Annotated in this window: 22 protein-coding genes and 2 pseudogenes; 13 read left to right on the top strand and 11 right to left on the bottom strand. The window is 70.0% G+C overall.

The genetic code is table 11. The features are described 5' to 3' along the window. Nucleotides 1-4: 4 nt before the first annotated feature. The 5 genes and pseudogenes from PKO50_RS02830 to PKO50_RS02810 all read left to right on the top strand — a co-directional run bounded on the left by PKO50_RS02830 (nt 5) and on the right by PKO50_RS02810 (nt 6,662). A complete protein-coding gene (locus tag PKO50_RS02830; protein WP_275628751.1) occupies nt 5-1,129 on the top strand; it encodes a mannuronate-specific alginate lyase in 1,125 nt (374 codons plus the stop codon). A gap of 283 nt (nt 1,130-1,412) precedes the next feature. Then, complete coding sequence (locus tag PKO50_RS02825; RefSeq protein WP_275628750.1) at nt 1,413-2,975, top strand: MBOAT family protein; 1,563 nt, start codon at nt 1,413-1,415, stop codon at nt 2,973-2,975. A gap of 13 nt (nt 2,976-2,988) precedes the next feature. After that, nucleotides 2,989-4,160: pseudogene (locus PKO50_RS02820) on the top strand (alginate O-acetyltransferase). Nucleotides 4,161-4,189: 29 nt separating this feature from the next. Continuing rightward, nucleotides 4,190-4,867: an alginate O-acetyltransferase AlgF gene (gene algF, locus PKO50_RS02815; RefSeq protein ID WP_109932278.1), complete on the top strand. Its 678-nt coding sequence runs from the start codon at nt 4,190-4,192 to the stop codon at nt 4,865-4,867. Between the two features lie 349 nt (nt 4,868-5,216). Further along, a complete protein-coding gene (locus PKO50_RS02810; protein WP_109932280.1) occupies nt 5,217-6,662 on the top strand; it encodes a mannose-1-phosphate guanylyltransferase/mannose-6-phosphate isomerase in 1,446 nt (481 codons plus the stop codon). 414 nt (nt 6,663-7,076) lie between these two features. Here PKO50_RS02810 and codA read toward each other — a convergent pair whose 3' ends face one another. The 3 genes from codA to codB are packed head-to-tail and all read right to left on the bottom strand — an operon-like array spanning nt 7,077 to nt 10,800. After that, nucleotides 7,077-8,318, bottom strand: a complete 1,242-nt coding sequence (gene codA, locus PKO50_RS02805; protein WP_275628749.1) for a cytosine deaminase — start codon at nt 8,316-8,318, stop codon at nt 7,077-7,079. Beyond that, nucleotides 8,315-9,544, bottom strand: a complete 1,230-nt coding sequence (locus PKO50_RS02800; RefSeq protein WP_275628748.1) for a PucR family transcriptional regulator — start codon at nt 9,542-9,544, stop codon at nt 8,315-8,317. The genes codA and PKO50_RS02800 overlap by 4 nt, the downstream gene beginning before the upstream one ends. Then, nucleotides 9,541-10,800, bottom strand: coding sequence for a cytosine permease (gene codB, locus PKO50_RS02795; RefSeq protein ID WP_275628747.1), 1,260 nt, complete (start codon nt 10,798-10,800; stop codon nt 9,541-9,543). Before codB ends, PKO50_RS02800 begins: the two co-directional genes overlap by 4 nt. Before the next feature lie 311 nt (nt 10,801-11,111). On the opposite strand from codB, the gene PKO50_RS02790 reads away from it, so the two are divergent. The 5 genes from PKO50_RS02790 to PKO50_RS02770 all read left to right on the top strand — a co-directional run bounded on the left by PKO50_RS02790 (nt 11,112) and on the right by PKO50_RS02770 (nt 14,582). Beyond that, nucleotides 11,112-11,576, top strand: a complete 465-nt coding sequence (locus PKO50_RS02790) for a multidrug transporter (protein WP_275628746.1) — start codon at nt 11,112-11,114, stop codon at nt 11,574-11,576. Between the two features lie 75 nt (nt 11,577-11,651). Then, on the top strand, nt 11,652-12,482 hold the full coding sequence (locus PKO50_RS02785) for an SDR family oxidoreductase (RefSeq protein ID WP_275628745.1): 831 nt from the start codon (nt 11,652-11,654) through the stop codon (nt 12,480-12,482). Between the two features lie 2 nt (nt 12,483-12,484). Next, entirely contained in the window at nt 12,485-12,862 is a 378-nt protein-coding gene (locus PKO50_RS02780; RefSeq protein ID WP_275628744.1) for a hypothetical protein, read from the top strand. 97 nt (nt 12,863-12,959) lie between these two features. Then, on the top strand, nt 12,960-13,631 hold the full coding sequence (locus PKO50_RS02775) for a tyrosine-protein phosphatase (RefSeq protein WP_275628743.1): 672 nt from the start codon (nt 12,960-12,962) through the stop codon (nt 13,629-13,631). A 63-nt stretch (nt 13,632-13,694) separates the two neighbouring features. Next, on the top strand, nt 13,695-14,582 hold the full coding sequence (locus tag PKO50_RS02770; protein ID WP_275628742.1) for a TIGR01459 family HAD-type hydrolase: 888 nt from the start codon (nt 13,695-13,697) through the stop codon (nt 14,580-14,582). A gap of 310 nt (nt 14,583-14,892) precedes the next feature. On the opposite strand, the gene PKO50_RS02765 is transcribed toward PKO50_RS02770, so the two are convergent. From PKO50_RS02765 to PKO50_RS02740, 6 genes are all read right to left on the bottom strand, one after another. Continuing rightward, entirely contained in the window at nt 14,893-15,852 is a 960-nt protein-coding gene (locus tag PKO50_RS02765) for a FecR domain-containing protein (RefSeq protein ID WP_275628741.1), read from the bottom strand. Continuing rightward, on the bottom strand, nt 15,849-16,358 hold the full coding sequence (locus tag PKO50_RS02760; RefSeq protein ID WP_275628740.1) for a sigma-70 family RNA polymerase sigma factor: 510 nt from the start codon (nt 16,356-16,358) through the stop codon (nt 15,849-15,851). Before PKO50_RS02760 ends, PKO50_RS02765 begins: the two co-directional genes overlap by 4 nt. Before the next feature lie 281 nt (nt 16,359-16,639). Next, a complete protein-coding gene (locus tag PKO50_RS02755; protein ID WP_109933321.1) occupies nt 16,640-17,773 on the bottom strand; it encodes an ABC transporter permease in 1,134 nt (377 codons plus the stop codon). 9 nt (nt 17,774-17,782) lie between these two features. Next, nucleotides 17,783-18,955, bottom strand: a complete 1,173-nt coding sequence (locus tag PKO50_RS02750) for an ABC transporter permease (protein WP_275628739.1) — start codon at nt 18,953-18,955, stop codon at nt 17,783-17,785. After that, on the bottom strand, nt 18,937-19,908 hold the full coding sequence (locus tag PKO50_RS02745) for an efflux RND transporter periplasmic adaptor subunit (RefSeq protein ID WP_275628738.1): 972 nt from the start codon (nt 19,906-19,908) through the stop codon (nt 18,937-18,939). The genes PKO50_RS02750 and PKO50_RS02745 overlap by 19 nt, the downstream gene beginning before the upstream one ends. A gap of 85 nt (nt 19,909-19,993) precedes the next feature. Beyond that, nucleotides 19,994-20,467, bottom strand: a complete 474-nt coding sequence (locus PKO50_RS02740; RefSeq protein WP_109933324.1) for a phosphate-starvation-inducible PsiE family protein — start codon at nt 20,465-20,467, stop codon at nt 19,994-19,996. A gap of 168 nt (nt 20,468-20,635) precedes the next feature. Here PKO50_RS02740 and PKO50_RS02735 point away from each other — a divergent pair, with 168 nt between their 5' ends. Beyond that, a complete protein-coding gene (locus PKO50_RS02735; protein ID WP_275628737.1) occupies nt 20,636-20,914 on the top strand; it encodes a DUF3509 domain-containing protein in 279 nt (92 codons plus the stop codon). A gap of 240 nt (nt 20,915-21,154) precedes the next feature. Further along, nucleotides 21,155-21,412 (top strand): YebG family protein, encoded by a 258-nt coding sequence (locus tag PKO50_RS02730; RefSeq protein ID WP_009616064.1) that lies wholly within the window; start codon nt 21,155-21,157, stop codon nt 21,410-21,412. 340 nt (nt 21,413-21,752) lie between these two features. Here PKO50_RS02730 and PKO50_RS02725 read toward each other — a convergent pair whose 3' ends face one another. Beyond that, nucleotides 21,753-22,781 (bottom strand): Glu/Leu/Phe/Val dehydrogenase dimerization domain-containing protein, encoded by a 1,029-nt coding sequence (locus tag PKO50_RS02725; protein WP_089389836.1) that lies wholly within the window; start codon nt 22,779-22,781, stop codon nt 21,753-21,755. Between the two features lie 173 nt (nt 22,782-22,954). Here PKO50_RS02725 and PKO50_RS02720 point away from each other — a divergent pair, with 173 nt between their 5' ends. Continuing rightward, nucleotides 22,955-23,764 (top strand): transglutaminase family protein, encoded by an 810-nt coding sequence (locus PKO50_RS02720; protein WP_275628736.1) that lies wholly within the window; start codon nt 22,955-22,957, stop codon nt 23,762-23,764. 642 nt (nt 23,765-24,406) lie between these two features. Here PKO50_RS02720 and PKO50_RS02715 read toward each other — a convergent pair. Then, nucleotides 24,407-26,925, bottom strand: a pseudogene (locus tag PKO50_RS02715) (LuxR C-terminal-related transcriptional regulator). Nucleotides 26,926-26,971: the final 46 nt, after the last annotated feature.

Genomic DNA, 26,971 nt, shown 5'->3' with positions numbered 1-26,971 from the left:
AACCATGTCCATCCAGCGACTTTCCCGCAGCAAGACCCTGCGCCTGCTCTGGCCGGCCATGGCCCTGGGCAGCCTGGCCAGCCTGTACGGCCAGAGCAGCCAGGCCGCCGACCTGGTGCCGCCGCCGGGCTACTTCGCCGCGGTCGGCGAGCGCAAGGGCGACGCCGACAGCTGCCCGGCGGTGCCCGCGCCCTACACCGGCTCGCTGCAGTTCACCAGCAAGTACGAGGGCTCCGACTCGGCGCGCGCCACCCTCAATGTCGCCGCCGAGGGCAAGTTCCGCGACCAGATCAAGGACATCACCGAGATGGAGCGCGGCACCACCAAGCTGATCACCCAGTACATGCGCAGCGGCCACAAGGGCGACCTGGACTGCGCGCTGAACTGGCTGACCACCTGGGCCCGGGCCGACGCCCTGGAGAGCGGCGACTTCAACCACACCGGCAAGTCCATGCGCAAATGGGCCCTGGGCAGCCTGTCCTCGTCCTACCTGCGCCTGAAGTTCTCCAGCAGCCGCCCGCTGGCGGCCTACCCGCAGCAGGCGGCGCAGATCGAACAGTGGTTCGGCAAGCTCGGCACCCAGGTGGTCAGCGACTGGAGCAACCTGCCGCTGAAGAAGATCAACAACCACAGCTACTGGGCGGCCTGGTCGGTGATGTCCACCGCCGTGGTGACCAACCGCCGCGACCTGTTCGACTGGTCGGTGCGCGAATTCAAGGTGGCGGCCAGCCAGGTCGACGCCCAGGGCTACCTGCCCAACGAACTCAAGCGCCGCCAGCGCGCCCTGTCCTACCACAACTACAGCCTGCCGCCGCTGGCGATGATCGCCGCCTTCGCCCAGGTCAACGGCGTGGACCTGCGCCAGGAGAACGGCGGCGCGCTGCAGCGCCTGGCCGAACGGGTGATGCAGGGCGTGAACGACCAGCAGGACTTCGACCGCCAGACCGGCAACGACCAGGACATGACCGACCTGAAGGAAAACAGCAAGTTCGCCTGGCTGGAGCCCTACTGCGCCCTCTACAGCTGCGCGCCGAAGACCCAGGACTGGCGCAGGAAGATGGAGCCGTTCAACAGCTTCCGCCTCGGCGGCGACGTAACCAAGGTGTTCAACCGCGGCAACGGCAGCTGAGGCAACGGCGGATAACCGCGAACGGTTATTCGCCCTACGTTCGGACTGCCCCCTGGCGTAGGGCGAATAACGCTCCGCGTTATCCGCCGCCTGACCGCCCTTCCCGCACACGCGGGGCCCAGCGATACCCCGACCCAAGCGCACAAGACGCCGGGCGGGCGCACCACCTTAGCGACACAACGGGGAGGAACTGGCGGGTGACACCGGCCTTTTCCTTGCGCGCCAAGCGGCGCCGGAAGGGCTGGAGCCACCCAGGGTACGAAGCTCCAGAGCGAGACGGGCAATGGTCTTTTCTTCCAACGTGTTCCTGTTCCTGTTCCTGCCGATCTTCCTCGGCCTGTACTACCTGAGCGGGAACCGCTACCGCAACCTGTTGCTGCTGGTGGCCAGCTACATCTTCTACGCCTGGTGGCGCGTGGACTTCCTCGCCCTGTTCGCCGGGGTGACGCTGTTCAACTACTGGATCGGCCTGCGCATCGGCGCGGCCGGCGTGCGCACCCTGGCGGCCAAACGCTGGCTGATCCTCGGCGTGGTAGTCGACCTGGCCGTGCTGGGCTACTTCAAGTACGCCAACTTCGGCGTCGACAGCCTCAACCAGATCATCACCTCGTTCGGCCTGCAGCCCTTCGTGCTCACCCACATCCTGCTGCCCATCGGCATCAGCTTCTACACCTTCGAGTCGATCAGCTACATCATCGACGTGTACCGCGGCGACACCCCGGCCACGCGCAACCTCATCGACTTCGCCGCCTTCGTGGCGATCTTCCCGCACCTGATCGCCGGCCCCGTGCTGCGCTTCAAGGACCTGGTCGACCAGTTCAACCACCGCACCCACACCCTCGACAAGTTCGCCGAAGGCTGCACCCGCTTCATGCAGGGCTTCGTCAAGAAGGTGTTCATCGCCGATACCCTGGCGGCCCTGGCCGACCACTGCTTCGCCCTGCAGGACCCGACCACCGGCGACGCCTGGCTGGGCGCGCTGGCCTACACCGCGCAGCTGTACTTCGACTTCTCCGGCTACAGCGACATGGCCATCGGCCTGGGCCTGATGATGGGCTTCCGCTTCATGGAGAACTTCAACCAGCCCTACATCAGCCAGTCCATCACCGAGTTCTGGCGGCGCTGGCACATCAGCCTGTCCACCTGGCTGCGCGACTACCTGTACATCAGCCTGGGCGGCAACCGCGGCAGCACCTTCCAGACCTACCGCAACCTGATCCTGACCATGCTGCTGGGCGGCCTGTGGCACGGCGCCAACGTCACCTACGTCATCTGGGGCGCCTGGCACGGCGTGTGGCTGGCCATCGAGCGCGCCCTGGGGGTGAACGCCGCGCCGCGCGCGCTCAACCCGCTGAAGTGGGCCTGCACCTTCCTGCTGGTGATCGTCGGCTGGGTGATCTTCCGCGCCGAGAACCTGCACGTGGCCTGGCGCATGTACGAAGCCATGTTCAGCTTCGGCGACTGGAGCCTGTCCGAGCAGAGCCGCGCCAGCCTCACCGGCCTGCAGGTCGGCACCCTGGTGGTGGCCTACGTGGTGCTGGCCATCTTCGGCCTGCGCCAGTTCTACAACCAGCCGCTGCAGGCCAAGGCGCCGAAGGCCGCGGCCAAGGCCGACGAAGTCGCCGCCGACGGCCCGGCCAGCGCCCAGCCGCGCAGCCCGCAGGACGCCGAGGGCGACCCGGCGGCCATCGCCTACTCGCGCAGCGGCGCCGCGGTGTACCGCCCGCACTGGCTCACCCAGCTGCCCGTGCTGGCCACCCGCGCGGCACTGCTGGCGCTGTTCGCCGCCTCGGTGCTGAAGCTCTCCGCGCAGAGCTACTCGCCCTTCCTCTACTTCCAGTTCTGAGCGAGGCCGGACCATGCAACCGACTATCTCCAGACCTCTGCAATACGCCTACGTCGCCGCCTTCGGCGCTCTGCTGGTCGGCCTGGCCGGCGGGTCGCTGAAGGCCTTCCCGAGCTTCGCCGCCGCCGAAGGCACCAGCGTGCTCAATGGCAAGCTGGCCCACGCCTTCGAAGGCCACTACGACGAGCAGTTCCCCATCAAGCGCCTGGGCACCAACCTCTGGGCCGCGCTGGACTACGCCCTGTTCGACGAAGGCCGCCCGGGCGTGGTGATCGGCAAGGACGGCTGGCTGTATACCGACGAAGAGTTCAAGCCGGCGCCCAGCCTGACCCAGCTGGACGACAACTGGGCCCTGGTGCGCGGCGTGCAGCAGGAGCTGGAGCGCCGCGGCGTGAAGCTGGTGCTGGCGATCATCCCGGCCAAGGCGCGCATCTACCCCGAGTACCTCGGCAAGGAGCAGCCGGCGCAGCTGCACGTCGGCCTCTACGACGAGTTCCTGCAGCGCGCCCGCCAGGCCGGCATGGCCGCGCCCAAGCTGCTGGACACCCTGGGGCAGGCCAAGGACAACGGCCAGGTGTTCCTGCGCACCGACACCCACTGGACGCCGCTGGGCGCCGAGGCCGTGGCCCAGCGCCTGGCCCAGAGCATCCGCGAGGGGCAGAACCTCGACCTGCCGCAGCAGACCTTCATCACCGACGCCAGCAAGGCCGCGCCGCACAAGGGCGACCTGCTGACCTTCCTGCCCCTGGACCCGCTGTTCAGCGACCTGCTGCCGGCGCCGGACCAGCTGCAGGCGCGCCAGACCCACCCGGCCGAAGACGCCGCGGCCGGCGGCGACCTGTTCGGCGACGGCGCCGAGCCGCAGGTGGCCCTGGTGGGCACCAGCTACAGCGCCAACCCCCACTGGAACTTCGCCGGCGCGCTCAAGCAGGCGCTGTCCACCGACCTGATCAACTACGCCAAGGAAGGCAAGGGCCCCTCGAACCCATGCTCGAGCTGCTCAAGGACCCGGGCTTCCAGCAGAAGCCGCCGCGCCTGCTGGTGTGGGAATTCCCCGAACGCTACCTGCCGATGCACAGCGACCTCAGCCAGTTCGATGCCGACTGGCTGGCCCAGCTGCGCGCGGCCGGCAACCGTGACGAACGCCTGGCGGCCAACCCGCCGGGCCTGACCGCGGCGCATTGAGCGCCACGCACAGGGCGCCAGCGCGCCCCATGAAAACAGTGAAGACGGAGGTACACCCCATGACTCGTTCCAAGACCCTCGGCTGGAAATCCCCCGCCCTGGCACTGGCCCTGGGCCTGGCCGCCTTCGGCGCCCACGCCGGCGAAGCCGCCCTCTACGGCCCGCAGGCGCCCAAGGGCTCGGCCTTCGTGCGGGCCTACAACGCCGGCAGCGGCGAACTCTCGGTGAGCGTCGGCAACGCCCAGCTCAATGACGTCTCGCCCCTGGGCTCCAGCGACTTCAAGTTCCTGCCGCCGGGCAACTACACCGCCAAGGTCGGCAGCCAGAGCCTGCCGGTGAAACTCGACCCGGACGCCTACTACACCCTGGTCAGCCAGCCCGGCGGCCAGCCCAGGCTGGTGCCCGAGCCGCCCTTCAAGAACAAGCAGAAGGCCCTGGTGCGCGTGCAGAACCTCAGCGGCCAGGCGCTGACCCTGAAGACCGCCGACGGCAAGACCGAGGTGGTCGGCAACGTCGCCCCGCAGAGCCACGGCGACCGCGAGATCAACCCGGTGAAAGTGAACCTGGCGCTGTTCGAGGGCGGCAAGAAGGTCAGCGACCTCAAGCCCGTCACCCTGGAGCGCGGCGAGGTGGTGTGCCTGTACGTCACCGGCGAGGGCGGCAAGCTGTCGCCGGTGTGGGTCAAGCGGCCGGTGAAGGCGGACTGAGGCTCACTCCATGCCCCCCGGCGCGAGGCCCTAGCCCTCTCCCCCGCCCTCTCCCTGAAGGGAGAGGGAGCTATCCGTGCAAGCGGAAAGCTCCGCGCAAGCCGGCGAGCGAGGTGGCGCCCCTTCACGCCGAACAACTCCCTCTCCCTTCAGGGAGAGGGCTGGGGAGAGGGGCTCTTAACCACCCCCCCACAAAAAATCACCAAAAAGAACACCACAAGAAGACCGGCCACACCGGCACCCAAAAATCAGCGAGCTGCCAAGACGGCCCGCACGGAGAGGTCACCCGAAACGGTAACGGCGCCCGGCGCCCCACAGAACGCATGAACGCTTTAAGGAGAAACCCCACATGATCCCCGTCATTCTTTCCGGTGGTAGCGGCTCGCGACTCTGGCCCCTTTCCCGCAAGCTGTATCCCAAGCAGTTCCTGGCCCTGGCCGGCGAGCACACGCTGTTCCAGCAGACCCTCGAGCGCCTGGCCTTCGAAGGCATGGAGCCGCCGCTGGTGGTGAGCAACAAGGAACACCGCTTCATCCTCCAGGAACAGCTGGAGCAGCTGAAGCTCAAGACCCAGGGCATCCTGCTCGAACCCTTCGGCCGCAACACCGCCCCGGCCGTGGCCATCGCCGCCATGAAGCTGGTCGCCGAAGGCCGCGACGAACTGCTGCTGGTGCTCCCGGCCGACCACGTGCTGGAAGACCCCCGCGCCTTCCAGCGCGCCCTGGCCCTGGCCACCGTCGCCGCCGAGAAGGGCGAGATGGTGCTCTTCGGCGTGCCGGCCAGCCGCCCGGAAACCGGCTACGGCTACATCCGCGCCAGCGCCGACGACAAGCTGCCCGGCGGCGTCTCGCGGGTCGAGCGCTTCATCGAGAAACCCGACGAGGCCCGCGCCCGCCAGTTCGTCGAGCAAGGCGGGCACTTCTGGAACAGCGGCATGTTCCTGTTCCGCGCCAGCCGCTTCCTGGAAGAACTCAAGCGCCACGACGCCGACATCTACGACACCTGCCTGCTGGCCCTGGAGCGCAGCCAGCACGAGGGCGACCTGGTCAACATCGACCCGGCCACCTTCGAGTGCTGCCCGGACAACTCCATCGACTACGCGGTGATGGAGAAGACCCAGCGCGCCTGCGTGGTGCCCCTGGCCGCCGGCTGGAACGACGTCGGCAGCTGGTCGTCGATCTGGGAAGTGCACGACAAGGACGCCAACGGCAACGTCACCAAGGGCGACGTGCTGGTGCACGACAGCCGCAACTGCCTGGTGCACGGCAACGGCAAGCTGGTCTCGGTGGTCGGCCTGGACGACATCGTGGTGGTGGAAACCAAGGACGCCATGATGATCGCCCACCGCGACCACGTGCAGGACGTGAAGAAGGTGGTCAACGAACTGGACGCCGCCGGCCGCAGCGAAACCCAGAACCACTGCGCCGTCTACCGCCCCTGGGGCAGCTACGACTCGGTGGACATGGGCGGCCGCTTCCAGGTCAAGCACATCACCGTCAAGCCCGGCGCGCAGCTCTCGCTGCAGATGCACCACCACCGCGCCGAGCACTGGATCGTGGTCTCCGGCACCGCCCAGGTGACCTGCGACGACAAGGTGTTCCTGCTCACCGAGAACCAGTCCACCTACATCCCCATCGCCTCGGTGCACCGCCTGGCCAACCCCGGCAAGATCCCGCTGGAGATCATCGAAGTGCAGTCCGGCAGCTACCTGGGCGAAGACGACATCGAACGTCTGGAGGACGTCTACGGTCGAACCGAAGAGAGCGGCATCCGTGCCCAGGTGGCCGCTCGCTAGTTGAAGGACGGCGTCTCCCCCATCGATGCCAATCGCCCCCAGGCCCAGTGCCTGGGGGTTTTTCTTTGTGCGCGGGGAATGGCGTGGGTGGGGCGGCGATGGGTATCGCTTCGCTCAACCCATCCTACGGGGCTGCCTTGCAGGCCACGCCGGGGCTCTTCGTAGGAGCGCGCCCTGCGCGCGAATCGCGGGCAAGGCCCGCTCCTACAACTCAGGCCCCCGCAGGGCGCATAACGCCAACAGTTCCCGGGAAGCACGGTCGTAGGAGCGGACCTTGTCCGCGATAGCCGCAGGCCCCGGCGCGATTCGCGGATGAGATCCGCTCCTACGCCGCCCCACCCACGCCATTCCCCTGTAGGAGCGCGCCCTGCGCGCGAATCGCGGGCAGGGCCCGCTCCTACAGGTATCCCGGCATCAACTTTCGAGCAGCTCCACACTCTCCGGCGCGCGGCGCATCAACACGCGGCCGTGGCGGATGGAATACAGCGCCCTGGTCTGCTGGCGCACCGCCTCGTAGTCGCTGTCCACGCCCAGCACCAGCAGGTTGGCCGGACGGCCGGCGGCGATGCCGTAGCGCTCGCCCAGGTTCAGCGCGCGGGCGCTGTTGTCGGTGACCAGGTCGAGGCTGCGCTGCAGGTCCTCGAAACCCATCATGTGGCAGATGTGCAGGCCGGCGTCGAGCACGCGCAGGATGTTGCCGTTGCCCAGCGGGTACCAGGGGTCCTTGATCGAATCCTGGCCGAAGCAGACGTTCATGCCGGCGCGGTCGATCTCGGCCACGCGGGTCACGCCGCGGCGTTTCGGGAAGCTGTCGAAGCGCCCCTGCAGGTGGATGCTCTCGGTCGGGCAGGAGACGAAGCTGATGCCCGAGCGCTTGAGCAGGCGGAACAGCTTGGAGCAGTAGGCGTTGTCGTAGGAGCCCATGGCCGTGGTATGGCTGGCGGTGACGCGCGCGCCCATGCCGCGCACCCGCGCCTCTTCGGCGAGCACTTCGAGGAAGCGCGAATTGGGGTCGTCGGTCTCGTCGCAGTGCACGTCCACCAGGCAGCCGGTGCGCTCGGCCAGGTCCATGAGGAACCTGATCGAGCTGACGCCCTGCTCGCGGGTGTTCTCGAAGTGCGGGATGCCGCCGACCACGTCGGCGCCCAGGCGGATAGCCTCTTCCATCAGCGCGCGGCCGCCCTCGTAGGACTCGATGCCCTCCTGCGGGAAGGCGACGATCTGCAGGTCCACCAGGTGCTTGGCCTCTTCCTTCACCTCCAGCATGGCCTTGAGCGCCGCCAGCGAGGGATCGGTGACGTCGACGTGGGTGCGCACGTGCTGGATGCCGTGGGCGGCGAGCATGCGGATGGTGGTGTGGGCGCGGGCCTTGGTGTCATCAAAAGTGATGGTTTCCTTGCGCTGCGCCCAGCGCTCGATGCCCTCGAACAGGGTGCCGCTCATGTTCCACTCCGGCTCGCCGGCGGTGAGGGTGGCGTCGAGGTGGATGTGCGGCTCCACCAGGGGCGCGACCACCAGTTGCCCGGCGGCGTCGAGGTCCTCGCCGGCGGCGGCGACGCTGGCCGCCTGGGGCAGCACCTCGGCGATGGTCTCGCCCTCGCAGCGGATGGTGAACAGGCCTTCTTGCTTGCGCAGCTTGGCGTTGACGATCTTCATTGTCTTGGCTCCTCGGGCTGGGCGCTGGACATGCGGCGGATGAGCAGCGCCATGGATGCGTTCAGGCGGAACTGCGGGTCGTCGAGCGACTGGCCGCTCAACGACTCGATACGTGCGATCCGCTGGTTCAGGGTGTTGCGGTGGATGCCCAGGCGCTGGGCGGCGCGCAGGGCGTTGCCGCCCTCCTGGAGCAGGGCGTCGAGGGTGTCGACCAGCAGTTGCGGCTGCTTGCGCCCCGGCGCCAGCAGGGCGCCGAGGGTGTCGTGGAGGAACTGCTCGATCACCGTGCGATCGGGAATGGCCCGCAGCAGGCGCAGCACGCCCAGCTCGCGGTAGTCGCAGAGGCCACCCGGCGGACGCAGCCCTTCGGCCACCTCCAGCGCCTGGCGCGCCTGCAGCAGCGCGCGGGGGAAGTCGGCGCAGTCCGCGGCGGGCGCCGACAGGCCGAGGTAGGCGCTCAACGGCAGCTCCCGCGCCAGGGTCGCCGCCAGCCCTTGCAGGGCGTCGCGCCCGCAGGCCTGCTCGCAATCGGCCAGCAGCAGCACGAACAGGTCGCCCTGGACGAGGGTCGGCAGCGCGTCCGGCAGGTTGCGCTGCCAGTCCTCCAGGCGGTCGAGCAACTGCTGGCGGTACAGCTGCAGGCGGCGCTCGGCCTCCTCCGGGGCGTGCTCGCGGAACAGCCGGTCGATGCCGGCCAGGCGCAGCGCCACCAGGCGCCGTGGCGCGTCCAGCGGCAGCTGCAGGTGCTCCGCGCGGCGGCGGACGATGGCCAGGCTCGGGCAGTCGCCGCTGAGCAACTGGCCGAGGATGTCGCGCCGCGAGTGCTTCACCTGGGTCATCTGCACCAGGGCCGTGCCGATCAGGTGGGTGACGATCACCATCTTCAGCGCGTAGGGCTGCTCGATCAGCGGCAGGCCCTCGGCCTCGGCCAGTTCCACCAGCGCTTCGGGGATACGCTGGATAAATTCGTCGCCGGTGAGGATCACCAGCCCGGCGATGCCGCAGGCGATGCCCTCGCGCGCCAGACGCAGCAGGTTGGCCTCGTCGCGCGGGTGGTTGATGCCGGTGACGAACACCAGCTCGCCGCCCATCACCCACTCGGCGATGCCTTCGTTCTCCGCCACGTAGGACCAGCGCACGCTGCGCCGCAGGTTGCGCGCGCCGGCCCGCAGGCTCAGGCTCTCCAGCCCCGGCAGGCGGAGGATTTCCTCGACGCTCAGGCTCAAGCGCGCGGCTCCGCCACGCTGGCGCGGGCGCGGGCGATTTCGCCGAGCACGATGTAGCAGGCCGCCGAGGCGCCGATGCCCACCAGCGGGGCGATCCAGGGCGAGGCGTAGGCCAGCGCCGCGCCCACCGCGTAGGACACCAGGCCCGCGACGTTGAACGCCGGGATGTGCGGGCCGACCAGCGCCGGGTAGTTGCCGCGGTGGCGATGCCAGAAGTCGGCCATGATCACCCCGCCCAGCGGCGGGATGATCGAGCCCAGCAGCACCAGGAAGGGAATCAGCCACTCGTACATGCCGCCGATGGCCAGGACGATGCCCACCCCCGCGGCGAGCAGCGTCATGCTGCGCCGGCGCTCGCTGCGCACCAGGTGGCAGGCCGCGGCGGAGACGTTGTAGATGGTCGGGCCCTGGATGGTCCACAGGTTCAGGCAGAGCATGACCACCGCGGCGAACGACAGCCCCTGCAGGACCATGACTTCGACGATGTCGGCGTTCTGGTAGACGATGGCGCACCAGGCGCCGGCGACTATCATCAGGCCGTTGCCGACCAGGAAGCTGATGACGCTGGCGGCCACTGCGATGCGCCCGCTGCGCGCCATGCGCGTCCAGTTGGTGGCCTGGGTGGCGCCGCTGGCGAAGGTGCCGAAGACCATGGTCACCGCCGCCGAGAAGGTCATGCCGGTGCCCGGCTGCACCGCCAGCAGCCCGGCCCAGCCGCCGGCCTGGTGGGTGGCGATGACCATGGACGCCACCAGCAGGACGAACATCAGCGGCACCGACACCCGCGAGAGCAGGTCCAGGCCCTTGAAGCCGATGATCGCGGTGATGCTGAAGCCCAGGCCGAACAGCACCATCAGCGGAATGGTCAGCCAACCCGGCAGGGCCAGCATCTTCACCAGCACTATGGCCACGGTGGCGGTGCCCCAGGCATACCAGCCCAGCTCGGCGAAGCCCAGGAGGAAGTCCGACAGCTTGCTGCCGCGCTCGCCGAAGCAGAAGCGCCCCATGAGCACGGTGTTCAGCCCGCTGCGCGAGGCGATCAGGCCCAGGGCGGCGGCGTAGACGGCCAGCAGCGTGTTGCCGACGACGGCGACCCAGAGCATGTCGACGAAGTCGAAGGCCATGCCGATCTTGCCGCCGGCGAACATGGTGCCGGTGAAGAAGGTGAAGCTGAACAGGACCATGGCGATGGGCAGCAGCCCTTTGCGCCCTTCCCTGGGCGTGGCGCTCAGGGGGAATTCACTGGGGGAACTCATGGATGTCTCCGCGAGGTGGTTGGATGTCTGTCGGCCTGGAGCAAGGAGCGGGCCGGAAAGGCCGACGGGGAACGACGCGGAAACCTTTGAGCATGACGAACACCGAGTGATGTTCAGAATGCACACTTCCCAAGGGAAATATGCCGCCGCGTGCCTGCTCAAATGTGCATTATGCGGCTTTTCGAAGCAGAAGGCAGCGCCCGGCGCACCAAATCCGCGCAACCTTGACCCAGGTCGCTAGCGCGGCTCGAAGTCGTTCGAAGACCGGCGGATTTGCTAGGCTGCTGCCCAGGCCCACCCCGGACGTATCCATGTTCTTCGGCATCCTCCTCATCGTCACCTGGATCATCCTCCTGCTGCGCTACCCCGCCCGCGCCCTGCCGATCTCGGCCGCGGCCCTGGTCGGCCTGGGCCTGGTGGCGGCCCTGGCGATCTGGCAGGACAGCCGCGACCAGCGCCGCCTGGAGCGCCTGGAACTGCGCATCCGCTACGCGCCGACGCTGTGCCCGGCCGACCGCCCGCTGCGCGTCGACCTGAAGAACGGCAGCGACGCGCCGCTGCTGGAGCTGCGCTGGAAGGTCGCCGCCTACCGCCCCGGCGACACCACCGACCTGGCCGAGAACCTCTACGAGGCGCCGCGCTACCGCGCCCCCGGCGCGCTGCTCGGCGGTGACGCCTGGAGCGACTGCCTGCCGCTGCCGGCGCTGCGCCCGGGCTACCGCGCCAGCACCCTGGAGTTCCGCGCCGAGCGCATCGAGGGGCGCTTCGGCGATTGAGTTCACCCGCGCGGCGCAATCCGTTAGGGTAGGCGCCGAACACCCATGCCGCCGCGCACGCCAAGGAAAGCCGCCATGCCCCAACCCGTCGCCCTGATCACCGGTTGCTCCAGCGGCATCGGCCGCGCCCTGGCCGAGGCCTTCCAGGGCGCCGGCTACAGCGTCTGGGCCACGGCCCGGCGCGACGAGGACGTGGCCGCCCTGGGCCAGGCCGGTTTCCGCGGCGTGCAGCTGGACGTCGACGACGGCGCCGCCATCACCCGCCTGGCCGAGCAGCTGCGGCGCGAGGCTGGCGGCCTGGACGTGCTGGTCAACAACGCCGGCTACGGCGCCATGGGCCCGCTGCTGGACGGCGGCGCCGAAGCCCTGCGCCGGCAGTTCGAAACCAATGTCTTCGCCGTGGTCGAGCTGACCCGCGCCTGCTTCCCGCTGCTGCGCGAGCGCCGTGGGCTGGTGGTGAACATCGGCAGCGTGTCCGGCGTGCTGGTCACTCCCTTCGCCGGCGCCTACTGCGCTTCCAAGGCCGCGCTGCACGCCATCGACGAAGCGCTGCGCCTGGAGCTGGCGCCCTTCGGCATCGGGGTGCTGGAAGTGCAGCCCGGCGCCATCGCCTCCCGCTTCGGCGCCAACGCCAACCGCAACCTGGATGCCCTGGTGGCCGAAGGCTCGCCCTGGTGGCCGCTGCGCGAGTTCATCCGCGCCCGCGCCGGCGCCTCCCAGGACAAGCCCACCCCGGCCGCCGAACTGGCTCGCCAGCTGCTGGCCGCCGTGCAGCGCCAGCCACGCCCGCGCCTGCTGCGCGTCGGCCACGGCAGCCGCGCCCTGCCGCTGCTGGCCCGCTGGCTGCCCACCGCCCTGCTGGACAGGGCCCTGAAGAAACGCTTCGGCCTGGACGGGAGCCTCTAGCCATGCCCATCCGCACCCGCTACTACGCCCTCACCGGCATCCTCGTCGCCATGGTCCTCAACGTGTTGCTGCGCACCCTGATGCGCTACGGCCTGGTGCCGGTGAACCTGCTGGTGGCGCTGGCCATCGGCGCCGGCATGGCCTTCTTCTTCGCCCGTCGCGTGGGCCGCCTGCCCAGCGTCGGCGAGCGCTGGCGCCTGCTCGGCTTCTACGCCGCCGGCCTGGCCCTGCTGTACCTGGCGCTGGTGGCCCTGGCCGCCTGGCGCAACCCGCCGAGCCACGCCGCGCTGCTGCTGTACCTGGTGAACTACCTGGTCTACCCGCTGGCCGCCTGGTGGTTCTTCCGCCCGCCGGTGCAGGCGCGCTTCCTGCCCCGCTGATCGCCGCGGGGCGCCTTCACGTTTTTTTCACAATCTTTTCATCCGGCCTTTATCGCCCGCCGCCTACTGTCTGCGCTCCGCCAGCCAGGAGGCCGCCATGCGCCCCGCCCTGCCCTTCCCGGCCCTGCGCCGCTGCCTGCTCGCCCTCGCCCTCGTCGCCGGGGCGGCCCACGCCGACGAGCGCCCCGCCGACTGGGCGCAGCCGGTGGACAAGTCGTTCAACCTCTACCGCATGTCGCCCACCCTCTACCGCAGCGCCCTGCCCGACGGCCAGGACCTGCCGCTGCTGCAGCAGCTGGGCGTGCACACGGTGCTGAGCTTCATCAAGGACGACGACAAGGCCTGGACCGGCGCCGCGCCGCTGCAGGTCCTGAGCTTCCCGACCCACGCCGACCGCGTCGACGACGCCGACGTGATCCGCGTGCTCAACCTGCTGCAGGCCGCCCAGCAGCAGGGCCCGGTGCTGATGCACTGCAAGCACGGCAGCGACCGCACCGGGCTGTTCTCCGCCATGTACCGCACGGTGGTCCAGGGCTGGAGCAAGGAAGACGCGCTCAGGGAAATGCGCGAAGGCGGCTTCGGCAGCGCCGACGACATGGCCGACGCCATCCACTACGTGCAGAACGCCGACGTCGCCGCCATCCGCCAGGCCATGGCCGAGGGGCGCTGCAGCCCCAGCCCGTTCAGCCTGTGCCACCTGCGCGGGCTGGTGGAAGTGCCGGTGGCCCCGGCGCCAGTGAGCGTCGCCCAGGCCCATCCGGCCAGCTGAAAGCATTCACCTGCCGGCCCGCGGTGCGCTAGGCTGGGGCTTTTCCCCCGCGACAGGCTTGCCATGACCTCCCCACGCTTCAGCGCCGTCACCCACACCCGCCTCATCGACCACGCCGGCCTGGATGCCTTCTGCGCCGGCTACGACGGCTTCATCCTCGACCTCTGGGGCGTGCTGATGGACGGCGCCGAGGTCTTCCCCGGCGCCCTCGCCTGGCTCCGCCGGCGCGCCGCCGAGGGCCGCCCGGTGTGGTTCCTCAGCAACGCCTCGCGCAGCGTCGCGGAAATGGCCGACACCCTGGCGCGCCTGGGCGTGCCGCGCGAGCTGTACACCGGCATCACCACCTCCGGCCAGTTGGCCATCGACGCCATCGAGCACGATGCAGGGCTGCAGGACGGCGGTATCTACATCGCCGGCGTGGGCGATGCCCTGGAAACCTGGCCGAAGCACATCCGCGAGCGCTTCGATGCGGATATCCACAAGGCCAGGGCGATCCTCGGCGTCGGCAGCTTCCCCCAGGACGAGCTGGAGGCGCGCTTCGAACCGCTGCGCCATGCCCTGGAGCTGCCCTTCCTCTGCGCCAACCCGGACCGCGTGGTGGTCTCCGCCGGGCGCACGGTGTTCGGCGCCGGCCGCCTGGCCGAGGCCTTCGCCGAGGAAGGCGGCGAGGTGCGCTGGTTCGGCAAGCCGGACCCGGCGGCCTTCCGCATCGCCGAACGGCAGCTGCAGGCCCGCGGGGTGCAGAACATCCTGTTCGTCGGCGATTCCCTGGTGACCGACGTGCCCGGCGCCCTGGCCGCGCGCATCGACACCCTCTGGCTGGCCGCCACCGGCATCCACCGCCAGGCCCTGGGCCTGCCCTTCAACGGCGAACTGGATGCGGACAAGGTGCAGGCGCTGCTCGACGGCTACGCAGTCCGACCGCACTTCGCGGCGCCCGGGCTGGTCTGAAGCAGGGACGACAGCCGCGGGAAACCGCCCCATGCCGGGCTTCGCGATCAGGAGCGGAGCGTCCCGGACGGGCGCTTCGGGTTCGCCTTCGCAGCGGCCTGCGGCCAAGGTCAAACGGCGTATAACCGCGAACGGTTATACGCCCTACGCTCAGGTGGCGTCGTTGGCCAGCCCCGTAGGGCGCATAACGCCTACGGCGTTATCCGCCGCCATCGCCGGGCGCCGATGTTCCAGCCGGCGGCTACAGCCAAACGGCGTATAACCGCGAACGGCTATACGCCCTACGCTTGCGCGGCGCGGACGGGGCTGCCTAGGCCGGCACCAGCGTCACCCAGTAGCGGGTGCGGTACAGCGCGCGGACCGGCAGGCTGCGCTGCAGGGCGGCGATGGCCTGCTCCGGCTGGTCCAGCGGGAACACCCCGGAAATCGCCAGGCCGGCCACCGCCGGGTCGCAGCGCAGCACGCCCGGCCGGTAGCGCGACAGTTCCGTGCACAGACGGCCGAGGGTCCATTGCCGGGCCACCAGGTAACCGTCGCTCCAGGCCAGGGCGTCGGCGTCCAGGTCATCGACGCCATACAGCCCCTGGCGGTCGAAGCGGGCCTGCTGGCCGGCCTGGACCACCCCGGCGACATGTCCGCCATCGCCCGGCGAGACGGCTACCGCGCCCTGCTGTACCGCCAGCAGCGCATCGTGGCTCTCCAGGCGCACGGCGAAGCGCGTGCCCAGGGCCTGCAGGCGGCCCTGGGCGGTGTCCACCCAGAAGCCGCGGCCGGCGGCGTCGTGGCCGGTCTGCACGAGGATTTCCCCGGCCAGCAGGCGGATGCGCCGGCTGTGGGCGTCGAAGGCCAGGTCGATGGCGCTGTCGGTGTTCAGCTGCAGCCAGCCGCCATCGGGCAGCTCGATGCGCCGGCGCTCGCCGACGCCGGTGCGCGCCTGGGCCAGCCAGCGCGAGTCGCGCAGGCCGTAGGCGCCGCTGCCGAGCACCGCGGCACAGCCGGCCAGCAGCATCAGGTTCTTCAGCGCGCGGCGCCGCGTGGGGTCGAAGGCGGCCTGGCGCAAGGCGCTGCTGGCAGTTTCCGGCGCCACGCCGGCCAGGCGCCCGTCGAAGAAGTCCAGGCGCTGCCAGGCCTGCTCGTGGCTCGGGTCGGCGGCGCGCCAGCGCTGGCAGGCGGCCTGTTCGTCGGCGCCGGCCAGCCCCGAGGCCAGGCGCACGCGCCAGCCGATGGCCTGCTCGACCACGCAGTGTTCCAGCGGCTGCGCCCGGCTCATGAATACAGCGCCTGGTAGCAGTGGGCGAAGGCCTGGGTCATGTACTGCTGCACCGAGCTGAGCGACACGCCCAGCTGCTCGGCGATCTGCGGGTACGTCAGGCCGTCCAGCTGCGACAGCAGGAAGGCGCTGCGTACCTTGGGCCTGAGGCCGTCGAGCAGGCGGTCGATCTCCACCAGCGTCTCCAGCACCAGGGCGCGCGCCTCGGCCGAGGGCGCCTCGGCCTCCGGCTGCTGCGCCAGGCTGTCGAGCCAGGCGCGCTCCAGGCTCTGTCGGCGGAAGTGGTCCACCACCAGGCCGCGGGCCACGGTGGCGAGGAACGCGCGCGGTTCGCGCAGGCCCTTCAGCTCGCGGCGGCCGAGCAGGCGGACGAAGGTATCCTGGGCCAGGTCGGCGGCCTGCTGGTGGCATTCCAGGCGGCGGTAGAGCCAGCCCAGCAGCCAGTGGTGGTGGCCGGCGTAGAGTTCGCCGACCTGGGAATGGGTGGAAGCGGACGGGGACGACACGGGAGCCCTCTGCGCCAGGTGGCGCGTTGCACCGGGGGTGCGCCTGTGAACACCCCTCAAATGCGAAGTCTTATCATTTGCGCAAAGATGCCATGAGTGCGTCATCCCGGCAAGGGGCGGCGATGGATGGAAAGGCATTCCCGAGCCGCGTCGACTCGCAGGATGGGTTGAGCGAAGCGATACCCATCACCATGGCCACGCACCGCGCCCTTGTAGGAGCGCGCCCTGCGCGCGAATCGCGGGCAGGGCCCGCTCCTACAGGTGCGGGAAAACGCCGGTGCTCACCAACCCTTGAGCTGGTCCCAGCGCCAGTTGCGGAACTGGTAGATCAGCGTACCCAGCAGGCCATAGGCGGCGGCCATGCCGAGCAGCACGAGGATGCGGTCGGCAACCGCCGAGAGCGGCAGGTTCATCTGGTTCATCTCCACCACCGCGCGGATCGCCCAGGTGGAGGGGATGCCGTTGGCCAGCCACTGCACCCAGGCCGGCATGGCCTGGGGCGGCCAGGTGAAGCCGGCCATGTAGAACAGCGGCAGGGTGATGAAGGTCATGGTCAGGTACACCGCCTCTTCCGAGGGCAGCAGCTCGGCGAGGAATTCGCTCAGGGCGATCACCGCCAGCAGGAAGGGCAGCACCAGGCCCATGAGCATGAAGAAGGAGGCGGTCTGGCGGTAGCCCATCAGCCACGGCCAGATCACGTAGAAGAGCATGCCCAGCACCGTCCAGATCATCAGTTGCGCGGCATAGCGGCCGAAGCGCGTGGACGGCGGCTGGCGCAGCGAGCGCGGGGTGCCGCCGCGCAGGTTGAGGTTCACCCGGGTGCAGGACAGCAGCAGGCTGTGCTGCAGGATCAGCGTCACCAGCCCCGGCAGGACGATGGCGGCGAAGCTGGTGCCGGGGTTGAACAGGTCGGTGAGCTGGCCCACCACCGGGCTCAGCAGCACCTCGGCCTGGCCCGCGGTGAAGCCGTTGCGCAGCAGCAGCGCGGCGTTGTAGCGCAGCGTCAGCTCGTTGTAGGTGGCGCTGATGTCCTGCTGGATCTGCCCGTTGGCCATGCGGTTGGTGGCGTCGCCGAAGATCGGCACGCTCACCGCCTCGCCGCGCAGCACGCGCTTCTCGAAATCCACCGGGAGGATGACGATGCCGAACAGCTTGCGCCAGGCCAGGTCGTGCTGCGCCGTGGGCAGTTCGCTGTAGCTGCGCACGGCGATCTTGGGCGCGGCGTCGAGCAGGCGGATCAGCTCGCGGGAGGCGTCGCTGTGGTCCATGTCGATCACCGCCACCGGCAGGTCGTCCATGGTGCGGTGGGCATAGGGCAAGGTGGTCAGCGCCACCGACAGCACGGTCAGCAGCCACAGCGGCTTGCCGAGCATGTTCTTCAGCGTCTGCCTGAGGACGTTCCAGAAGTTCTCCATGGCGCCTCCTCAGGCCGGGCTCAGGTCGAGGCGCCGGCGCAGGCGCAGCTTGGCGATCATGTAGGCCAGCAGCGGGTAGACCAGCAGCCGGCAGCAGGCGTACAGCCCGGACTCCGGCGGGGCCTGGCGCAGGAACTGGTCGAACAGGCCGTGCAGGGTGTGCGTCAGCGGCTCGGCCAGGCTGATGAAGCGGGCGATCTCGGGCATCGCCAGGTCCGGCAGCAGCACCCCGGAATAGGTCTGCGCCACGCCGATCAGCAGGCCGATCAGCGAGTAGGCGCTGAAGCGGTTGGCGGTGAAGATGAACAGCACCAGGCCGACGCTCTGCGCGGCCATCACGTAGCACACGGTGATCGCCAGCATCCACAGCGGGCTGCCGTTGATCTTCGCGCCGTTGAGCGTCACCAGCAGGAACAGCTCCAGTATCAGCAGCGCGCTGAACAGCAGGGTGTAGGGCGCCAGCTTGCCCAGCAGGCGCACGCCCAGGGCGCGGGCGCGCAGGATGTGCGGCGAGGAAGCGCGCAGTTCCGGCGCCTCGCGGGCCAGCACGTGGACGGTGGCGACTATCACGAACAGCTGCAGCAGGTGCACGATGGCGGCGAACTGCTGGTAGTAGATGTAGTTGCCGCTGGCGTTGAACAGGCTCTCGTAGGCCACGCTGACGCTCGCCAGCTTCGGCAACGGGGCACCCGCGCCCGCGGCCAGGTAGGGGCGCAGGTCCTGGTTGACGCCGCTGACCAGGCCGCTGAAATCCTGGGTGGAGTAGAAGCCTGCGGAATAGAACAGCGAGTTGTAGTAGAGCACCGCGCGCGGCTGGCGCCCGGCCAGGGCGTCGACCTCGAAGTCGCGGGGGATGTACAGCAGCGCGTAGTCGTCGGCCGCGCGCAGGCGCCGCAGGCCTTCCTGCAGGCCGCCGCCGAGCACCTCGACCCGGGCATGGGAGCCGGCGTCCAGCTCGCGCACCACGCGCCGCGACAGGTGGCTGTGGTCGCCGTCGACCACGGCCACCGGCATGTCCAGCAGGGTGCCGGCCTGGTAGATGCCGCTGATCAGGGTGAACAGCAGCAGCGGCCACAGCCAGCCGAGCCAGTGGATGGTCCAGCTGCGTACGGCGATGCGCGTCTCGGTGTTGAACGCCTGGGCGAAACGCAGCAGGTTGCGCCTTATTGCTGCCATTGCCACAGCGCGCTCATCCCCGGGCGCAGGCCCTGCACCGGTTGCAGCGGGTACAGGCGGACCTCGAAGGTCTTCAGGTCGAAGTCGCCGGTGGCGCGGGTGGCGCGCTTGGTGGCGAAGTCGCCCAGCGGGGCGATGTAGCGCACCTCGGCCTCCACCTCGGCGTTCTCCAGCGCCGGGATGCGCAGCTTCACCCTGTCGCCCTTGCGCACCTTGGCGAGTATGTCCTCGCGCAGGTTGAACACCAGGTAGCTGTCGGACAGCCGCACCAGGGTCAGCAGCGGGCTGTAGGCGTTGATCAGCTCGCCCTCCTCCGCGGGGATCGGCCCGACTTCGCCATCCACCGGGGCGAGCACCGCCAGGTCGTCGGTCTGCGCCTGCAGCTCGGCGATCTGCGCGTCGGCGCGGCGCACCGCGGCCTGCAGCGCGCGGCGGCGCTCCTCGCGGTCGCCCTGGGTACCCTCGTCGAGGTTGGCCTGGGCCTCGGCCACGCGATTGCGCGCCACGTCGCGGCCGCGGCGGGTCAGGTCGAGCTGGGCCTGGGAAACGAAGCCGCGCCCTGCCAGCTCTTCGTTGCGCTGGAAATCCAGCTCGGCATTGCGCAGCTCGGCCTGGGCCTGCAGCAGGCTGGCCTGGAGCGCGCGCAGGGTTTCCTCGCGGGTGCCGTGCAGGGACTCGTCGAGCTGCGCCTGCACCTGGCTGCGCGCGGCGCGCAGGGAGTCCAGCTGGGCCTGCAATTCGGGGCTGCTGAGGCTGATGAGCAACTGGCCCTTCTGCACGTCGTCGCCACGCCGCACGTGCAGGTGCTCGACGCGGCCCTTGGCCTTGGAGGCGACTATGACCTCGATGGCGTCCGCCTCGCCCTGCAGCAGCAGGGGCTGGGTGTGCAGACGCAGGTACAGGGTGATGGAGATGATTACCAGGAGCAGCAGGGGTGCGAACAGCTTCCAGCCCTTCATCGTGCGGGTCTTCCCTCGGCGGCGCGAATTATTCCGATGTTAGTGCATCGCGGCCGCCAAGGGGCCATTGCCGCTCGAACCGCCGTCAGCGCTCGTCGTCCTGCAGCAGCGCCTGCTCGCCCCTGCCCGAGGGCGCCGAGGGGAAGCGCGAGGAGGCGTAGCGCACCACCAGGATGGCCAGGGCCAGCAGCAGCAGGGCCACCGAGACCAGGATGATGCCGTCGTCGGGCACGTGGTTGTGCTGGATGTCGGCGATCATCAGGCGCGTCAGCGCGGTCATCGCCACGTAGATCAGGAAGCGCACCGGCATGTGGTTGGTCTTGAAGTAGATGCCGACCATGGCGCCCAGTTCGAGGTAGATGAACAGCAGCAGGATGTCGTCGATGCTCGCGTGGCCCTTCTCGAACATCTCGACGAAGGCCACCGCGGCCGACCAGAACACGGTGCCGCCGATGGCGAACAGCGCCAGGTAGTGGAACCCCTCCACCAGCAGGTTGCCCAGCGACTCGGCCGTGCCGTGCATGTGCTGGCGTATACGTTCGGCCCATTGCAGTTTCATCCGTCGACTCCTGGTTCGCTGAAGCGATTGTTGGCTTGGTACGTGCAAGACACACGCCATTGACCTCCGGCAGCAATAGCCTGCCGAGGCTGCGGCAATATGAATGCGAACTTTGCTGACGCCTTCCAGTCCATGAAGGGTCACGCCACCACGCAGGCAGGATCGAAGATGGAAAGCCCGTTCCAGGTACTCACCGATGCATTCCAGGCCCAGTTCCGGGTCAACTTCAGCCTCGAACGGCCGGACGGCAGCATCGTCCTGACGCTTTCGACCGAGGCTGGCGTGGCGGCCAAGCGGCTCATCCGCAATGCCCAGCTGCAGGACGCGGAACAGCTGCAACGCCTGATCCAGAGCATCCGCTTCGGTATCGCCATCGAGCAGGGCGACAGCGCCCCGCGCCTGCTGGCGGACATGACCGCCGGCCGCACCCTGCGCATCGCCTCCTGAAGCCTGCCCCTGCGTGCCCGGCCAGCATGCCGGGCGCCGACGCCCCGCGCCATCCTCCCACCCCGCGCCAACTTGTCGCATGCCCTGCCATGGCCCCGCGTGCCCCGAAGCGGTTCGCCGGCCATACTGGCCTTCTGCAATTCCCCTCTTCCCAGGAGCCGGGCGATTGCCTTATGCTTAACTGTATAAATAAACAGTACTTATTCCCCCCAGACAGCAAGAAGGCATACGAGGTGATGAATGGCCGTCGAAGTGGTGTACCGCAGCAGCCGCGATCCGGAGCGCCTGTTCATGGATAAGGCAGAAGCCGACCGGCACGACAAGATGCTCGAACTGGCGGAGAACCTCGCCGCCGTCCTGCACAAGGCGGTGCCCTCGCTGAACGAGGAGCAGGTGGAGGAAGTCGGCATCTTCATGGCCCGCCACCGCGACACCTTCGCCCGCGCCTTCAAGAACCAGCCCGACGCCCTCGGAGAACTGTTCGCGGAAGGGGAATGAGCCACGCCCGGAAAGACCTTTCGTAGGGCGCATAACGCGTCAGCGTTATCCGCCGTTTGGCCATTGATCCCCGGCGGCTCCGAGGTTGACCTGGGCATTGGCTGTGGCCCCGGCGTATCGGCGTATAACCGCGAACGGTTATACGCCCTACGCCCTTCGTAGGAGCGGACTCCGTCCGCGATCACCGGCGCACACCGGCCTGCCGGCCGGATCGCGGATGAATCCGCTCCTACGCCGCCCCACCTTCGGTATTCCCCTGTAGGAGCGGGCCCTGCCCGCGAAATCGCGCGCAGGGCGCGCTCCTACAGGGCGTCTATCCCAATGCCCCTACTGCAGCCGGTCATCCCCCATGCCCGTAGAGAATCCGCTCTGCAAGCATGTCAGCCACCCGCGCCGGCGAGCGGTGGTCGGCCTGGGCGTGGGCGAACACCTCGGTGAGGCGGTTGCCGATCTGCGCCAGGTGCGCGGTGATCGCCGGCAGTTCCTGGCCCTGGTGCTGCAGGGCGACGTAGATCAGCCCGCCGGAATTGATCACGTAGTCCGGCGCGTAGAGGATGCCGCGGGCCTCCAGCTCGTCGGCCACGTCCGGGTGCGCCAGCTGGTTGTTCGCCGCGCCGGCCACCACCGCGCAACGCAGCTGCGCCACCACCGGCGAGCTGAGCACCCCGCCCAGGCCGCAGGGCGCGAGTATGTCGCAGGGCGTGGTCAGCAGCGCCTCGTTGGCGATGGGCTGGGCGCCGAACTGTTCCACGGCCAGTTGCACCTTGCCCGGGTCCAGGTCGCTGACCAGCAGCTCGGCGCCGGCCGCGTGCAGGTGCTCGCACAGCGCGAAGCCCACGTGGCCCAGCCCCTGCACGGCGATGCGCAGGTCCTCCAGGTCGTCGCTGCCCAGGCGCGCCTGGGCGCTGGCGCGGATGCCGGCGAACACGCCCAGCGCGGTGTGCGGCGAGGGGTCGCCGCCGCGGGTGGTGCTGGTGACGTGCTCGGTGTGCTGGGCGATGCAGTCCATGTCGGCGCTGGAAGTGCCGCTGTCCACCGCGGTGACGTAGGCCCCGCCGAGGGACTCGATGAAGCGGCCGAAGGCTTCGAACAGCGCGCCGCGGTTGTCCACGTGGGGCGCGCGCAGGATCACCGCCTTGCCGCCGCCCTGGCGCAGGCCGGCCAGGGCCGCCTTGTAGCTCATGCCCTGGGCCAGGCGCGCGGCGTCGCGCAGCGCGGCCTCGTCGTTGGGATAGGGCAGGTAGCGGCAGCCACCCAAGGCCGGGCCCAGGCGGGTGCTGTGGATGGCGATGACGGCCCGCAGCCCGGTGGCCGGGTCGTAGGCGAGGTGCAGTTTCTCTAGCCGGGTGGCTTCCATCATGTCGAACATGGCGGTGCTCCCTTGCTGGCGCGTGGAAGCCGGCCGGCGGCTCCTGCCGCGGCCGGCTCCCTCAGTATAGGCAGAGGCGCCGCGGGCCAGCGGCGCCGCCGACGACCAGCCGCGGCGGCGCTGGACGGCGCCCCGGCGCTGCGGGTAAAACGCAGTATCAGCCGGAGAACGCCATGGACCCGCGCCAAGCCTGCCTCGCCTGCCTTGCCCTGGAGCCACCAGCGCTGTTCGAGGCGGCCCTGTGGATAGCCGCCGAGCACGAGCCGCACCTGCCGCCCGCGCAGTCCCTGCGCGTGCTCGACGAGCTGGAGCGGCAACTGCAGGCGACGCTGCCGGTGGCCACCAGCGACACCGAGCAGGCCCAGCTGCTGTTGCGCCGGCTGAGCGAGCTGGGCTTCGCCGAGGACGACAACGTGCCCCTGCTGGCCCGCGCCGCCCTGCTGCCCCAGGTCCTGCAGCGGCGCCGCGGGCAGCCGCTGTCGCTGGCGCTGGTCGCCCTGGAGCTGGCGCGCCGCCTGGGCATCGCCCTGCAGGGGGTGAACTTCCCCGCGCGCTTCCTGCTGCGCGTGCCCGGCGCCGACCACCTGCTCGACCCCACCACCGGCCGCCGCCTCTACCCCCGCGACTGCCGCGACCTGCTGGCCCGCCACCTGGGCCCGAACGTGGAGCTGAGCGCCGCCTTCCTGCGCAGCGCCGAGCCGCGCGAGATGCTCCAGCGCCTGTCGCGCAACCTGCGCCAGCTGCACCAGAGCGCCGGCGAACACCTGGCCGCCCTGAAGGACGCCCAGCGCGTGCTGGAACTGGGCGCGGCCAACGCCGCCGACCACCTGGCCCGCGCAGACCTCTACCACCAGCTGGAATGCCCCCAGGCCGAGCGCTACGACCTGGAGCGCGCCCTGCTGCTGAGCGACGACCCGGCCGTGCAACTGCGCCTGGGCCAGCGCATCGAGGCGATCGAGGTGCAGAAGAAGGCGTTGCACTGAAGCAAGCAATCGCATGGGTTGTAGGGCGAATAACCGTTCGCGGTTATCCGCCGATACGCCGGGGCCACAGTCAATGCCCAGATCAACCCCGGGGCCGCCGAGGGTCACGGTCAAACGGCGGATAACGCCGTAGGCGTTATTCGCCCTACGCCAGGCCCACCCGTGACGTAGGGCGAATAACCGTTCGTGGTTATCCGCCGATGCGCCGGGGCCACGGCCAATGCCCAGGTCAACCCCGGGGCCGCCGAGGATCACGGTCAAACGGCGGATAACGCCGTAGGCGTTATTCGCTCTACGCCGGGCCCACCCGTGACGTAGGGCGAATAACCGTTCGCGGTTATCCGCCGATGCGCCGGGGCCATAGCCAATGCCCAGGTCAACCCCGGGGCCGCCGAGGGTCACGGTCAAACGGCGGATAACGCCGTAGGCGTTATTCGCTCTACGCCGGGCCCACCCGTGGCGTAGGGCGAATAACCGTTCGCGGTTATCCGCCGATGCGCCGGGGCCACGGCCAATGCCCAGGTCAACCCCGGGGCCGCCGAGGGTCACGGTCAAACGGCGGATAACGCCGTAGGCGTTATTCGCCCTACGCCAGGCCCACCCGTGACGTAGAGAGAATAACCGTTCGCGGTTATCCGCCCTTCACGCCTTCAGCAGCCCCAGCTCCTTGGCCCGGGCCACGGCCTGGGTGCGGCGTTCGACGCCGAGCTTGCCGTTGATGCGCCAGGCGTGGGTCTTCACGGTGTGCAGGGAGATGAACAGCCGTTCGCCGATCTCCAGGTTCGAGCAGCCGCGGGCGATGAGTTCCAGCACCGACAGTTCGCGCAGGCTGAGCAGCGGCGCGGAGCGCTCGCCGGCCTGTTCGGCGAAGCGTTCCGGCAGGTGCCGGCGGGCGTCGTCCAGTATCGTTTCCAGCCCGTGGTGGCGGGCCAGGTGCAGGCCCTCCTGCCAGCAGGCCCGCGCCTGCTCGTCGGCGCCGGCGGCGGCGTGGGCCAGCGCCAGCCCCAGGAGGATCTCGCAGACCAGCGCCATGCGCCCCTGCCGGCGCATGTCCGTCAGCATCGCGCCAAGCCGCTCCAGCGCCCGCTGCACCTGGCCGTCCTGGGCATCGACCAGGGCCAGCTGGCACTCCACCCGCAGCAGCAGGTCCGCCGCCGAGGCCGGTGCGCTGCGGCCATCCTCGCGGTAGCGGCCCAGCACCCGGCTGAAGATTTCCCGCGCCTGGGCGGTGCGCCCCTGGCGCAGGCTCAGGGTGCCGCTGGCCAGCAGCAGCGGGCCGCGGTAGACCGCCTCGGGCACGTGCTGCAGCTGCATCTGCCGCTCGGCTTCGAGCAGGCGGTTGAAGGCGCTGTCGAACAGCCCCTGGCGCGCATCCAGCATCGCCAGGCCGATGTAGCCGTAGATGACGCAGGAGTCGAGGCTGCGGCGGGCGCCGCGCAGGCCCTCCTGCAGCAGTTGGCGCGCCTCGGCCGGGCGCGCCTGGTGGTAGCACAGCCAGCCCAGGCGCAATTGCGCGCGGCTGGCCACCGGGCAACCGGCCTGGCGTTGCTCGGCCAGGGTGTCGAGCACGCGGCGCAGCAGGGTCTCGGCGCGCAGCAGCTCGCCGCGCTGGGCCAGCAGGTAGGCGTGGTCGATCTCCAGGTAGGCCTCGAAGATGGCGCTGCCCTGGGCGCGGGCCAGCTTGAGGGCGTCGCGGTTGAGCAGGCGCGCCGCGTCCAGGTGGCCGTCGATCAGCGCCACCTGGCCGAGGCCGGACAGGCAGAGCAGGCGCTGCGACCAGGCCTCGTCCGGCAGGTCGTCCAGGGCCGCCTGCAGCAGCGGCGCGGCCTCGCGCTGGCCACGGGCGTGGGCGAGCATGCCGGCCAGGCCCAGCCACTGCGCCACCAGGGTGCGCTGGCGGGCCGCGCTGGGCATCGGCAGGAAGCGGGCGAAGCGTTCCAGCAGCGTCTCCACCTCGTCCAGGCGCCCGGCGAAGAGCAGCGCCCAGGTGTTGAGGATCAGCAGGCGCGGCGTGCTCGACAGCAGTTCTTCCGGCAGTTCCTCGCGCAGGCGCAGCACCCGGGCGACGTTGTGCCCCTGCAGCAGCTGGTCTTCGGTCAGGCGCTGCAGCAGGCTGGCGGCGACGTCGGGCTGGTCGGCGCGCAGCGCATGCTCGAAGGCGGCGTGGAGGTCGCCCTGCTGGCTGTACCACTGGCAGGCCCGACGGTGCAGGCCGCAGGGCGAGCCGTGGCCCATGTCGGCGAGTTCGCCGGCCAGCAGCGGCGGCAGGCGGTACCAGGCGCCGGCGCCCTCCTCCCGATGCAGGCCGACACCGCGCTCCAGCAGGGCGTCGAGGATGCCGGGCTGTTCCTCGAAGAGGTATTCGGCCAGGGAGGTGCAGCAGCGGGTGAGCCGTGCCAGGTCGCAAAGCACCTCCGCCTGCGGCGTGGGCAGGGCGTCGAGGATTTCCCGCTGCAGGTATTCGCGCAGCAGCGGGCGGCCGGCCTCGGCCAGTTGCCCGGACGAGGGCGTGCCCGCCTCGGCCGGCCAGCCGAGCAGGCGCAGGCGTACCCCGGCGCACCAGCCATCGGTCTGTTCCAGCAGCGCCAGGCGCAGTTCCTCCGGCCAGTCGCGGCCGTTGCGCAGCAGGAAGGCCTCCAGCTCGGCGGCATCGAAGCCCAGTTCCGCCTCGCCCAGTTCCAGCAGTTCGCCCTCCAGCAGCAGGCGCGCCAGGTTGCACGCCGGGCGCCGCCGGCTGGCCAGCCACCAGGACACCCAGGGCGAGGCCTGGGCCAGCAGCCGGTCGAGGCAGGCGTCCAGGGCGGCATCGGGTTCGCGGGGGTAGTCGTCGAGCATGATCCACAGCGGCTCGCGGCAGTCGCGCAGGCGGCCCAGCACCTCGGCCTCGCCGGCCGCGCCCAGGCCCAGGGCCTCGCCCAGGCGCCGGCACAGGGCCGCGGCGTCGAGCGGCTCGCCGCCCAGCGCCAGCCAGGCGACGCGGGTGCCCGCCGGCGCGGCGCGGGCGCACTCGCCCAGCAGCACGGTCTTGCCATGCCCCAGGGGGCGAGCAGCAGGCGCAGGCGATGTTCCTCGTGCAGCAGGGCCTGGCGCAGGCGTGCGCGCGGCAGGTGCTGCGGTGGCAGACGGGGTAGCGAGGCGAGCGGGGTGGCAGCGTCGATCATGGGCAGGGGTCCGACCGATCCTGACGTTCGAGACTAGTCAGCGGGC

Origin of the sequence: Pseudomonas sp. 273 (genome assembly GCF_029201425.1) — a bacterium.
GTDB lineage: Bacteria > Pseudomonadota > Gammaproteobacteria > Pseudomonadales > Pseudomonadaceae > Pseudomonas > Pseudomonas delhiensis.
This window is presented reverse-complemented; position numbering and strand designations above follow the sequence as displayed.